The following is a 12121-nucleotide window of genomic DNA, read 5'->3' as shown; positions in this document are numbered from 1 at the left end:
ATCTCGCTAGATGCCGCTCAGCGGTCCAGCTTCTCGAGCTCGCGCTGCACCGCCTCGCCCATGACCGAGGTGCCGACACGCGCCATGCCGGGGCTCATGATGTCGGCGGTGCGCAGGCCGCTCGCCAGCACATGCCGGCAGGCCTCCTCGATCAGCAGCGCCTCGCCCTCAAGCTCGAACGAGTAGCGCAGCAGCATCGCGAAGCTGAGGATCTGCGCCAGCGGATTGGCGAGGCCCCGTCCGGCGATATCCGGCGCGCTGCCATGGATCGGCTCGTACAGCGCCGGCCGCCGCCCGAACGCATCGACCGCGCCCAGCGTCGCCGACGGCAGCATCCCGAGGCTGCCGGTCAGCATCGAGGCGAGATCCGACAGCAGGTCGCCGAACAGGTTGCCGGTGACGATGACGTCGAACTGGCGCGGATTGCGCACCAGCTGCATGGCGCAGTTGTCGGCCAGCATGTGCGACAGCTTCACGTCCGGATACTCGCGGCGCTGCAGCTCGGTCACCACCTCGCGCCAGAGCAGACCGCTTTCCATGACGTTGCTCTTCTCGACCGAACACACCGCGTTGTTCCGGCGGCGTGCCAGCTCGAACGCGACGCGCGCGACACGCTCGATCTCGTGCGTCGTATACACCTCGGTGTTGACGCCGCGCCGGCTGCCGTCCGGCAGCGTCTCGACTCCGCGCGGCTCGCCGAAATAGATGCCGCCGACGGTCTCGCGCACGATCATGATGTCCAGGCCGCGCACCACGTCGGCCTTGAGCGTGCTGGCATCCACCAGCGGATCCAGCACCACCGCCGGCCGCAGGTTGGCGAACAGTCCGAGCTCGCGTCGCAGCGTCAGGATGGCGAGTTCCGGACGTCGCTCGAAGCCGACATGATCCCACTGCGGGCCACCGACGGCGCCGAACAGCACCGCATCGGCGTCACGTGCGGCCTGCACCACCTGAGGCCGGATCGGCACCCCGTGCGCATCGATGGAGGCGCCGCCGACCAGCTCCTCGGTGATGTCGAAGCTCACGCCGCGCCGACGCTGCAGCCAGCCGACCAGCCGGCCGACTTCGCGCATCACCTCCGGCCCGACACCGTCGCCCGGCAGGACCAGCAGCTTCTTGTTCGAGGCCATATCGGTTCCAGTCGTCAGGAGACTGCGATAGCGGGCATCCAGGACTGGCTCGCGCTCCGCTCCCGCTCGTAGCCGTCGATCGCATCGCCATGCTGCAGGGTCTGGCCGATATCGTCCAGGCCCTCGAGCAACCGGTGCCGGCGCAGCGCATCGACCTCGAAGCCGATCTCCTGGCCGTCCGGCCGCACCACCACCTGGCGCTGCAGATCGATGGTCAGCCGGCTGTTGGCGCCCTGGGTCGCATCTTGCATCAGCTGGTCGCAGATCTCGCGCGGCAGCCGGATCGGCAGGATGCCGTTCTTGAAGCAGTTGCTGTGGAAGATGTCGGCGAACGACGGCGCGATCACGCAACGTATGCCGAAATCCAGCAGCGCCCACGGTGCATGCTCGCGCGACGAGCCGCAGCCGAAATTCTCGTGCGCGATCAGTATGCCGGCATGCCGGTACGGCTCGCGGTTGAGCACGAAGTCGGGCCGCTCGACGCCGTCCTGGTAGCGCAACGGATCGAACAGGTTGGCGCCAAGGCCGGAGCGCTTGATGGTCTTGAGGAAGCGCGACGGGATGATCTTGTCGGTGTCGATGTTGGCTTCCGGCAGCGGCGCCGCGACCGCGGTCAGCGTGGTGAAGGGCTGCATTCGCTAGACGAGCTCCCTGACGTCGGTGAGCCGCCCGGTGACCGCGGCGGCGGCGGCCATCGCGGGCGACAGCAGGTGGGTGCGGCCGCCCGGGCCCTGCCGTCCCTCGAAGTTGCGGTTCGAGGTCGAGGCGCAGCGCTGGCCCGGCGTCAGCTTGTCCGGGTTCATGCCGAGGCACATCGAGCAGCCCGCCTCGCGCCATTCGAAACCGGCGTCGCGGAAGATGCGGTCCAGTCCTTCCGCCTCGGCCTGCTGCTTCACGATGCCCGACCCCGGCACCACCATCGCCCGTACGCCCGGGGCTACCCTCCGGCCGGACGCGACATGGGCGGCGGCGCGCATATCCTCGATGCGGCCGTTGGTGCAGGAGCCGATGAAGACGGTATCGACCGCGACATCGGTCATCCGCTGCCCCGCCGACAGGCCCATGTAATCCAGCATGCGCTGCAGCTGCGCCCGCCGTGCCTCGTCCGGCGCGCTGGCCGGATCGGGAACGACGCCCGTTATGGCGACCACATCCTCGGGACTGGTGCCCCAGGTGACCAGCGGCGAGATGTCCCCGGCACGCAGTTCCACCACCCGGTCGTAGTGCGCTCCGGAATCGGACGGCAGCGTGCGCCAGTATTCCACCGCCTGCGCGAACGCCTCGCCTTTCGGGGCGAACGGCCGGCCCTCGACATAGGCGAACGTGGTCTCGTCCGGCGCCACCAGGCCGGCGCGGGCGCCCGCCTCGATCGACATGTTGCAGATCGTCATCCGCCCAGCCATGTCGAGCGAGCGTATCGCCGAGCCGGCATATTCGATCACATGCCCGGTGCCGCCGGCGGTGCCGATGGTGCCGATGATCGCCAGCATGACGTCCTTGGCGGTGACACCGGGAGCAAGCGCGCCCTCGACCCTGACCAGCATGTTCCTCGCGGGCTTCTGCAGCAGCGTCTGCGTCGCCAGCACATGCTCGACCTCGGATGTGCCGATGCCGAACGCCAGCGCCCCGAGCGCGCCATGGGTGGAGGTGTGGCTGTCACCGCAGACGATGGTCATCCCCGGCAGCGAGATGCCCTGCTCAGGCCCCACGATGTGCACGATGCCCTGCCGCGCCGACAGCAGCGGGAAATACGGCACCCCGAACTCGGCGACGTTGCGCTCCAGCGTCTCGATCTGCAGCCGGCTCTCCGGCTCCTCGATCGGCTTGTTGCGGTCGCTGGTCGGCACGTTGTGGTCGGCGACCGCGATCGTAGCGTCCGGCCGTCGCACCTGCCGCCCGCTCATCCGCAGCCCCTCGAAGGCCTGCGGGCTGGTCACCTCGTGCACGAGGTGGCGGTCGATGTAGAGGATGGCGGTGCCGTCCTCGAGCCGCTCGACGACGTGGCTCTGCCAGATCTTGTCGAACAGGGTGCGCGGGGCCGTGGCTTGGCCGGACATGCTGGCAGGTCCTCCAGGGGGCGGCGCACCCCGGAGGGTGCCGTAACCCCGTTGCTGACTACTCGGGAGGGTGTGGCGTTACCCGGCGGCCGGAGCGACCATTTCACGGGCGCGCTCGGCGATGCGGGCCGACTTGCCGCGACGGCCGCGCAGGTAATACAGCTTCGCGCGACGCACGTCGCCGCGACGCACCACCACGATCTCGGCAATGGTCGGCGCATAGAGCGGGAACACGCGCTCGACGCCCTCGCCGTACGAGATCTTGCGCACGGTGAAGTTGCTGCCCAGCGCCTTGTTGGAGCGCGCGATCACCACGCCCTCGTAGGCCTGCAGACGGGTGCGCTCGCCTTCGACCACGCGCACCATGACGCGCACGGTGTCGCCGGGATCGAACTCGGGCACCGCGCGGGCGGCGGTCAGGCGGGCGATCTGCTCCGCCTCGTATTGCTGGATCACGTTCATCTGGAGGGTCCTTTTCGTGGCGTCAGTTACGGTGCCCGGCCGTACCCGGCAAGGCGTTGTTTGAAGTGCGGGAGGCGTACGCGGCCCACAGGTCGGGCCGGCGCGCACGGGTGTCGGTCTCGGCCGACGCGCGGCGCCAGGCAGCGATCGCCGCATGGTTGCCGGACAGCAGGATCTCCGGCACCGCGCGGCCCTGCCAGTCGGCCGGCTTGGTGAAATGCGGGTACTCGAGCAGCCCGTCCGAGAAGCTTTCCTCGAGGCCGCTCCGCTCGCTGCCCATGACGCCCGGCAGCAGCCGCACGACGCTGTCCAGCAGTACCAGCGCCGCCGGCTCGCCGCCGGACAGCACGTAGTCGCCGATCGAGACCTGCTCGACGCCGTGCGCCTCGAGAACCCGCTCGTCGATGCCTTCGTAGCGGCCGCACAGCAGCACGACGCCGTCGCCGGCGGCATACCGCCGCGCATCCGCCTGGGTCAGCCGACGGCCACGCGGCGTCAGGTAGATCACCGGTCGCACGTCGCCGGCACCGAGCACGCCGGAAAGCGCCGCATCCACCACGTCCGGTCGCATCACCAGCCCGGCGCCGCCGCCGAACGGGGTGTCGTCCACCGCGCGATGACGGCCCAGACCGTACTCACGGAGATTGTGCGTCTGCAGCGACCAGTCGCCACGCTCGCGTGCACGCCCCGCAAGCGACAGGCCGAGCGGGCCGGGAAACATCTCGGGGAACAAGGTGAGGACGGTAGCGCGCCAGTTCATTCCGCCGCCTCGCCGACGTCATCTTCGTCCGGGCGGACCTCGATCTCTTCCGGACGCACGATCACCACTCGACCGCCGGCCATGTCGACCTCCGGCACGCACGCGCGGGTGAACGGAAGCACGAGGCTGCGGCTCCCTTCGCCGATCTCCAGGCTCGACCCGGCTCCATAGTCGTGCACCGCAAGCACGTTGCCGATGACGGCGCCGTTCTCGTGCACCGCGAGCCCGATCAGGTCGGCGAGGTAGAACTCGTCCGGCTCCGGCTCCGGCAGGCGATCGCGCTCGACATAGAGCTTCCGGTTGACCAGCGCCTGCGCGGCTTCCCGGTCACGCAATACCTGGCCGTCCGTGCCGCGCAGTTCGCCGATCCCCTGGCCGCGCCAGGTCAGCGTCCACCCGCCGCCGCGATCGTCATGCAGCGTGCCGTAGGACGCAAGGTCGGCCGGCACCGCGGCGTAGCTGTGCACATGCACCAGCCCGCGCACGCCGTGCGGCCGTCCCACCACGCCCATCAGGATACGCTGCCCGCTCATCGGTCCTGTTTATGCCGCGGCGCTGGCGTTGGCGGCGGCGCGCTCCTGGGCCTTCTTCTTCGGCAGCGACTGCTTCGGCTGCTCGCGATAGACCGGCTTCTCGGCAAGGCCGGCATTGCCCAGGAACTTCGCGACGCGATCGGTCGCCTGCGCGCCCTCCGACAGCCAGTAGCTGATGCGCTCGCCGACCAGGCGCACGCGGTCCTCGTGCTCGGCGGGTAGCATCGGGTTGTAGCTGCCGACCTTCTCGATGAAGCGGCCATCGCGCGGCGAGCGGCTGTCGGCAATCACGATGTGGTAGTATGGGCGCTTCTTCGCACCGGCGCGGGCAAGGCGGATCTTGAGGCTCATAGTCTGCTGGTTCCTTGAACTGTTACGAAACGAAAATCAGTGCGGACGCTGACCGGGACCACGCCCGCCACCCGGTCCACCCTGCGGCATCATGCCCTTCGGCATCAGCGCCCCCAGGCCCTGGCGCATCAGTCCCTTGGCGCCGAGCTTGTTGATGCGCTTCATCATCGTCGACATGTCGTCGAACTGCTTGAGCAGCCGGTTGACCTCCTGCACGGTGGCCCCCGATCCCGCCGCGATGCGCTTCTTGCGGCTCGCCTTGATGATGTCGGGCGTGCGTCGCTCGGACTTGGTCATCGACGAGATGATCGCCGTGTGACGCTTCAACACCGAGGTGTCGAGATCCTTGCCGGCGAGCTGGCTCTTCATCTGTCCCATGCCCGGAAGCATGTCGAGGATGCCGGAAATCGACCCCATCTTGTTGATCTGCTTGATCTGCGCTGCATAGTCGTCAAGATCGAACTTGCCGCGCAGCATCTTGAGCGCAAGCTTCTCGCTCTCCTCCGCATCAAGCGTGTCGGACGCCTTCTCGACCAGGCCTGCAAGGTCGCCCAGTCCGAGGATACGTCCCGCCACGCGCTCGGGATGGAAATCCTCCAGTGCGTCCAGCTTCTCGCCCGAGCCGGTCAGCTTGATCGGCGCCCCGGTGATGTGGCGCATCGACAGCGCCGCACCGCCACGCGCATCGCCGTCCATGCGCGTCATCACGATGCCGGTGACGCCGACCGCCTCGTTGAAGGCGCGCGCGGTGTTGACCGCATCCTGGCCGGTCATCGCATCGACCACCAGCAGTGTCTCGGCCGGGTTGGTGACGGCGCGGATCTGCCGGACCTCCTCCATCAGCGCCTCGTCGATCGAGAGCCGCCCGGCGGTGTCGAGGATGACGATGTCGTAGCCTTCGCGACGGCCGGTCTCCATCGCCCGTTGCGCGATCTGCACCGGCGTCTGTCCGGCGACGATCGGCAGCGAAGCCACCCCTGCCCGCTGGGCGAGCTGCGCGAGCTGCAACTGCGCCGCCGGACGCTGGGTATCGAGGCTCGCTAGCAGCACGCGGCGACGCTCGCGACCGCCGAGACGCAGACCGAGCTTGCCGGCGGTGGTGGTCTTGCCGGAACCCTGCAGCCCGACCATCAGGATCGGGATCGGCGCTGCCGCATTGAGGTTGAGCGGCACCGCACCGGCGCCGCCGAGCGCCTCGACCAGTGCATCGTTGACGATCTTGGCGACCGCCTGTCCGGGCGAGATGCTTTCCAGCACCTCGGCGCCGATGGCGCGCTCGCGCACCCGGTTGATGAAGTCCTTGACCACCGGCAGGGCCACGTCGGAGTCCAGCATCGCCAGGCGCACCTCGCGCATCGCCTCGGCGACATCCGCCTCGGACAACGCGCCGCGCGTACGCAGGCGATCGAACACTCCGGTCATCCTGCCCGACAGGCTGTCGAACATGCGGCCCTACCCCGGTTTCAGCCCTCGGCACGAGGGCCAATAGTTGACGCGCCGCTGCGCGAACCTTCGCGGAGCGACGTGTCTGGTGGAGCGGGGCTTAGAAGCCGGGGTGCCGGCTGTCAAGAACCGGAAGCAAGCCGCGCCGGCAACATGAAGGCGCTCGCGCCCAGCACGACCGCCATGCATGCCACCAGCCCCAGCGCCACCGTCAGGGAGCTGTGCTGCGCCACCAGGCCGAGCAGCGGCGGCATCGCCATCACCCCGGCGTAGGCAAGCGTGGTCACCCCGCCAACCGCGCGCGTGGAGCCGGCCGAGCCGAGATCGGCGCCGATGCGGCCGGCGACGTTGAACAGGATCGGCGCCGCGTTGCAGAGTGCCAGCCCGGTGAGCGCGAAGCCCAGCACGGTCAGCCACGTCACCGGCGACAGCACCGCAGCCCCCAGGCAGACGCCCGCAAAGCCGACACAGGCGAGCACGGTCCGGTCACCCAGGCGCGAGCGCAGCCAGTCGCCGCAGAGCCTTCCGCTGAGCGTCGCACCGGCGAAGGCCGCGTAGCCGAGGCCGGCAGCCGCCTTCGGGACATGATGGTACTCGCGCAGGAAGATCGCGCTCCAGTCGAGCAGTGCCCCCTCCACCCCGAAGGCCAGCCCCATCAGTGCCCCGGTCAGGATCAGCACCGGCTGCAGCAGCAGCCTGGGCCGGGCGTCTGCATTGGACCGCTCACCCTCCTGCATCGGCAGCTGCGTCCGCGACACCAGGAACACGGCGGCGAACGCCGACCCGGCCAGGACGAACGCCTGCCACGGCGGCGGCAGCAGCGTCAGCAGCAGCGCGCCGATCCCCGCTCCGGACAGCGCTCCGAGGCTCCACAACCCATGCAGCCCGGACATGACCGGCCGCTGCATGCGCGTCTCGACCTGCACCGCCTGCGCGTTCATCACCAGGTCCACGGTGCCGATGCCGGCTCCCATCAGCAGCAGGGCGCCGCCAAGCTGCCAGGCGCCACCGGCAAGCACCGCCATCGGCAGCATCACGCAGCCCAGCAGCATCGCGGCGCGCTGCAGCAACGGGGCGCCCAGGCCGCGCATCAGCCGCGGTGCCAGCTGCATGGCGATCACCCCGCCGACGGCGCCGCAGATGAGGGCCAGTCCGAGCACGCCCGGCTCGAGCCGAAGCCGCTCCTTGACCAGCGGGATCAGTGTCGCCCAGGTGCCGAACAGCGTCCCGTGGGCGGCGAAGGTGACCGACACCGCACGCCGCGCACGACGCACGGCGCTCTCGGGAAGCGGGCTCAGTTGTCCGCGTACGGGTTCTTGGTGCCGCGCAGCTGCAGCCGGATCGGCGTGCCGGGCATCTTGAAACGCTCGCGCAGGCCATTCACCAGGTAGCGCTGGTAGTCCTCCGGCAGCATCTCCGCCCTGGTGCCGAAGATGATGAAGGTCGGCGGCCGAGCCTTCGCCTGGGTGATGTAGCGCAGCTTGAGCCGGCGCCCTTCCACCAGCGGCGGCGTGTGCCGCTCCAGTGCCGACTCGAACCAGCGATTGAGCTCGCCGGTCGGCACCCGCTTGTTCCAGATCTCGTGGGCGGCCCGGATCGTCGGCAGCAGCCGCTTGATGCCGGCGCCGGTCAGCGCCGAGAAGGTCACCACCGGGATGCCGCGCATCTGCGACAGCGAGAACTCGATGCGGTCGGCGATCGCCTTTCGCGTCACCTCGCGGTCCTCGACCGCGTCCCACTTGTTGAGCGCCAGCACGCAGCCGCGTCCCTCGCGCTCGATCAGCCGGGCGATCTGCAGGTCCTGCTCGTGCACGCCCAGCGTCGCATCCAGCGTGAGGACCACGATCTCGGCCATCTTCAGCGCCTCGATCGAGGCCGATACCGACATCTTCTCCAGCGGCAGGTCGACGCGAGCCTTCTTGCGCATGCCCGGCGTGTCCACCAGTTCGATCGGCCCGACCTCGTCGGCGAACCGCACCGCCACGCTGTCGCGGGTCAGCCCCGCCTCCGGGCCGGTGATCATGCGCTCCTCGCCGAGCAGCCGGTTCAGCAGCGTGGACTTGCCTGCATTCGGGCGCCCGATGATCGCGAGCTTCAACGGCCCCGGCGGACGCGGCGGCACCTCGTAGTCCTCGTCGCCGTCCTGCGGCTCCGGCAGATCCTCAACCACGTCCGGCACCACCTCCGGCGGCACCCGGTCGGCGATCTCGCCCATCAGGTCGGCGATGCCCTCGCCGTGTTCGGCCGAGATCGACAGCGGACTGCCGAGCCCGAGGCTGTAAGCCTCCATGGCCGCCGCGGCGCCCGCCCGGCCCTCGGTCTTGTTGGCGATCAGCAGCACCGGCCTGCCCTGCCGGCGCAGCCAGTTGGCGAAATGCTGGTCCGCGGGGGTGATGCCGGAGCGGGCATCGATGCAGAACAGCACAAGGTCGGCGTGCGCCACCGCCATCTCGGACGAGGCGCGCATGCGGCCATACAGGCTTTCCGGCGCCGCCTCCTCTAGTCCGGCGGTGTCGATCAGCCGCACCTTGCGGCCGCGCAGCATGGCCACCGCGTCCTTGCGGTCGCGCGTCACCCCGGGCGTGTCCGCCACCAGGGCATGCCGACGCCCGGCCAGCCGGTTGAACAGGGTCGACTTGCCGACATTCGGGCGGCCGACGATGACCACCACCGGAAGGTACGGGACCGCAGCCTCGCCGCCGGGAGGTCCGGGTTCAGCCATAGGCGGTCAGTCGGCCATCGTCGGTGATCAGCAGCAGCTTGCCGTCGGACGCCGTCGGGGCCAGGCCGGAGGTCGATCCCAGCCTGGCGGTCGGCCCGACCTTGCCGGTGACCGCATCGACGCTGACCATCGCCTGGCGGTTGAAGTCGCTGACGCAGATCAGCTGTCCGTTGGCCAGCAGCGGACCGCTCCAGACGATGGCGCCCTTCTGGCTCTTGGTCTTGCGGAAGCGTGGCAGCGTGCTGACCCAGCGGACATGGCCGGAGAGGCGGTCGAGGCAGGCCAACTGCTGGTCGGCCGACAGCACGAACAACCAGTTGCCCGACACCACGAGCCCGTCCTTGCCGCTGACGGTGCGCTCCCAGAGCCGGCGCCCGGAGCGCATGTCGAGCGCCACCAGCACGCGGCCCAGGCTGATGACGTAGGCAGTGCCGTCGGCAATCACCGGCAGGCCATGGATGGAAGAGAAATCCATCACCGAGTTGCGGCCACCGGCGGCGCCCAGCGTATCGCTCCAGACAGCCTCGCCGGTCTCGATGCGCACGGCGACGATGTCGCCGGAGCCGAACCCGGCCAGCACCACGTTGTCGACGATCGCCGGTGCCGGCTGGCCGAACACGACGGTCGCGGACGGCGTCGCCGCGTAGGTCCAGAGCTGCCGGCCGGTGGCGGCCTCGAGGGCGATCAGGCGCTCGTCGATGGTGCCGAACACCATGTGGCCGTTGACCACGGTCGGCGCCGAGCGTCCCGGCGTGCCGACATCGACGCGCCACTTGATGGTGCCGTCATGCGCGTCGAGCGCCAGGCTCTCGGCCACGCCGTCGACGACATAGACGATGCCGTCCACCACCGTCAGGCCGCCGCCGATGTTCGACGACCGCATCTTCCGGGGCTTGGTGGGCGTGCGCCAGATCTGTTCGCCGCTGTGCAGCGAGAAGGCGGTCAGCACGCCGGCGCCGTCCATGGTGAACACCCGGCCGCCATCGACCATCGGCTGTGCTGCGAGCACGCCGGCTCCGTTGGCGCCGACGCCGATCCTGGCCGACCAGATCTGCTTCAGGCCGATCGGATCGGTGCTGTTCGCGACCCCTGTCGCCGACATCGACATGCCCGGCAGCGCGGCGTTCACGCTCTCATGGCTCGTCACCCGGCCGGGCTGCGGCCACGCCGGCACCGGCACCGGCGCAGGCAGCGAGATCGCCGCGGTATCGGCCGGATCGACGGTCAGCCCGGCGCCGACGCTCAGGACGTTCTCGCGCCTGCCGACGATGATCGGCTTCTCGTCCTCGTCGAACAGCCCGCAACCGGCTGCGGGCGCGGCCAGCACGAGGGCAGCGCCTCCGAGCAGCGCACGCCGCCGGCTGACCAGCATCGTATCCTTCGCGCGGCCGGCCTTCGCCATGCCAGTCCGTGCCGTGTGCTTCATCCCGGGCTCTTCTTCGTCGTGGCCCCGGATGTGTCCGGGGGCGTGTTGTCCTCGAGGGTCTCGTTCAGTCCGGCTGCCCGGTTGCGCAGCTCTTCCGAGGCCGATCCATCCTCGCTCAGCATGGCCAGCTTGCGCCTTGCCTCGGCGACATGGCCGGCCCGCAGGTCGATCAGGGCGTCGAGTTCCTGCGCCATCGGCCGCCAGGGAGCGCCGGGCCTGCTCAGGCTGCCGAGATGGCTTTCCAGCAGGGCGGGATCGCCGTCATCGACCTGGTGCTGCACCCAGAGCAGATCGGCGAGGCCGCGCAGGTCGGGGTCGGCCGCGGCATCGGCGTGGATCGTGCTCCACAGGCCGAGGGCGGTCTTGTGGTCGCCGGCATCCCAGACCAGCGCCGCCTGCCGGAACCGGGCCAGGGTGCGGAAGCCTTCCGGGCCGTCGCGCTCCACCTGCTGGAACAGCGGCACCGCCTGCATCGCCGCGCTATCGCCAGGCGAGCGGCTGCTGTCGGCCTGCTTCATGGCAGCGAAATAGACCGATGCGGTGGCAGAAGCCGCCTGGCGCTGCCGCCAGAGCTGGAACTGCCAGACACCGACAGCGGCGGCAATCACCAGCACGGCCACGACCGCGACGATGCCATACCGACGCCCGGCGGCCCGCAGGCGCTCCGCACGCAGGTCCTCGTCTATCTCCTTGAAGATGTCGTCGGCCAATGTCGCCGTGTTCCCCCTGCCCGCGCAGCCGCCCCGCGTCGGCGCGGCGGACCATAGCGGCGAGGCAACAGGCGGGCAACCGAACCGCCCGCAGGCCCCTCGGAAACGTTTCCTTCACCTGCCGATGCGATGATGCGCGATCATGAACGCAGCAAGACGGATCGCTGGCCACCTTGCCTGCCTCGGCCTGTTGGCCGGCCTGCCCGGCTGCGTGGATGTCGCGGTGTTCCACCGCAGCATCCCCGATCTGATCTATTCCGGGGTCAGCGGCAGGGACTGCTCGGTAGTCCGTCTCGACCAGGGGCAGAGCTACTGCGTCCCGGTGGCGCAACCGCCAAAGCCGCCGCCCTACTGCACCCGCAGCCTCGGCGGCATCGATTGCTGGGCGCATCCGGAGCTGGTCACGAACCTGCCACCCCAGGTCGCGCAGGGACCGCATGACGGCGCGCAGGCGCTCACCGAAGAGCAGGACCGCAGCCGCCTCGCCCGCTGGCCGGCCGATCTGCAATGATCACTCGAGCGAGGGG

At 69.7% G+C, this 12121-nt stretch carries 13 protein-coding genes; 1 reads left to right on the top strand and 12 read right to left on the bottom strand.

All coding sequences use genetic code 11. The annotated features are described in order from the left end of the window. Positions 1-17: 17 nt before the first annotated feature. The 12 genes from leuB to FE263_RS10545 all read right to left on the bottom strand — a co-directional run bounded on the left by leuB (position 18) and on the right by FE263_RS10545 (position 11594). Complete coding sequence (leuB, locus tag FE263_RS10600; protein ID WP_138325970.1) at positions 18-1130, bottom strand: 3-isopropylmalate dehydrogenase; 1113 nt, start codon at positions 1128-1130, stop codon at positions 18-20. Between the two features lie 14 nt (positions 1131-1144). Then, complete coding sequence (gene leuD / locus FE263_RS10595; RefSeq protein WP_138325969.1) at positions 1145-1765, bottom strand: 3-isopropylmalate dehydratase small subunit; 621 nt, start codon at positions 1763-1765, stop codon at positions 1145-1147. A gap of 3 nt (positions 1766-1768) precedes the next feature. After that, the gene (gene leuC / locus FE263_RS10590; protein ID WP_138325968.1) at positions 1769-3187 is read right to left on the bottom strand and encodes a 3-isopropylmalate dehydratase large subunit; all 1419 of its coding nucleotides are present in this window, start codon (positions 3185-3187) and stop codon (positions 1769-1771) included. A gap of 78 nt (positions 3188-3265) precedes the next feature. Next, a complete protein-coding gene (gene rplS / locus FE263_RS10585; protein WP_138325967.1) occupies positions 3266-3649 on the bottom strand; it encodes a 50S ribosomal protein L19 in 384 nt (127 codons plus the stop codon). A gap of 22 nt (positions 3650-3671) precedes the next feature. After that, positions 3672-4409: a tRNA (guanosine(37)-N1)-methyltransferase TrmD gene (trmD, locus tag FE263_RS10580; protein ID WP_138325966.1), complete on the bottom strand. Its 738-nt coding sequence runs from the start codon at positions 4407-4409 to the stop codon at positions 3672-3674. Then, a complete protein-coding gene (rimM, locus tag FE263_RS10575; protein ID WP_138325965.1) occupies positions 4406-4942 on the bottom strand; it encodes a ribosome maturation factor RimM in 537 nt (178 codons plus the stop codon). The genes trmD and rimM overlap by 4 nt, the downstream gene beginning before the upstream one ends. A 9-nt stretch (positions 4943-4951) precedes the next feature. Beyond that, positions 4952-5293: a 30S ribosomal protein S16 gene (gene rpsP / locus FE263_RS10570; protein WP_138325964.1), complete on the bottom strand. Its 342-nt coding sequence runs from the start codon at positions 5291-5293 to the stop codon at positions 4952-4954. Between the two features lie 36 nt (positions 5294-5329). After that, positions 5330-6739, bottom strand: a complete 1410-nt coding sequence (gene ffh, locus FE263_RS10565; protein ID WP_138325963.1) for a signal recognition particle protein — start codon at positions 6737-6739, stop codon at positions 5330-5332. A gap of 119 nt (positions 6740-6858) precedes the next feature. Further along, positions 6859-8010, bottom strand: coding sequence for an MFS transporter (locus tag FE263_RS10560; protein ID WP_171034038.1), 1152 nt, complete (start codon positions 8008-8010; stop codon positions 6859-6861). A 20-nt stretch (positions 8011-8030) separates the two neighbouring features. Then, a complete protein-coding gene (gene der, locus FE263_RS10555) occupies positions 8031-9458 on the bottom strand; it encodes a ribosome biogenesis GTPase Der (RefSeq protein ID WP_138325961.1) in 1428 nt (475 codons plus the stop codon). Next, a complete protein-coding gene (locus FE263_RS10550; RefSeq protein WP_240759359.1) occupies positions 9451-10884 on the bottom strand; it encodes an outer membrane protein assembly factor BamB family protein in 1434 nt (477 codons plus the stop codon). The genes der and FE263_RS10550 overlap by 8 nt, the downstream gene beginning before the upstream one ends. Beyond that, positions 10881-11594 (bottom strand): tetratricopeptide repeat protein, encoded by a 714-nt coding sequence (locus tag FE263_RS10545; protein WP_138325960.1) that lies wholly within the window; start codon positions 11592-11594, stop codon positions 10881-10883. Before FE263_RS10545 ends, FE263_RS10550 begins: the two co-directional genes overlap by 4 nt. A 142-nt stretch (positions 11595-11736) precedes the next feature. On the opposite strand from FE263_RS10545, the gene FE263_RS10540 reads away from it, so the two are divergent. Further along, the gene (locus FE263_RS10540; RefSeq protein WP_138325959.1) at positions 11737-12105 is read left to right on the top strand and encodes a hypothetical protein; all 369 of its coding nucleotides are present in this window, start codon (positions 11737-11739) and stop codon (positions 12103-12105) included. Positions 12106-12121 lie beyond the last annotated feature (16 nt).

The organism is Lichenicoccus roseus (genome assembly GCF_005844085.1).
Lineage (GTDB): Bacteria > Pseudomonadota > Alphaproteobacteria > Acetobacterales > Acetobacteraceae > Lichenicoccus > Lichenicoccus roseus.
Note: the sequence above shows the minus strand (reverse complement) of the source record. Positions and strands in the feature narration are given on the sequence as shown.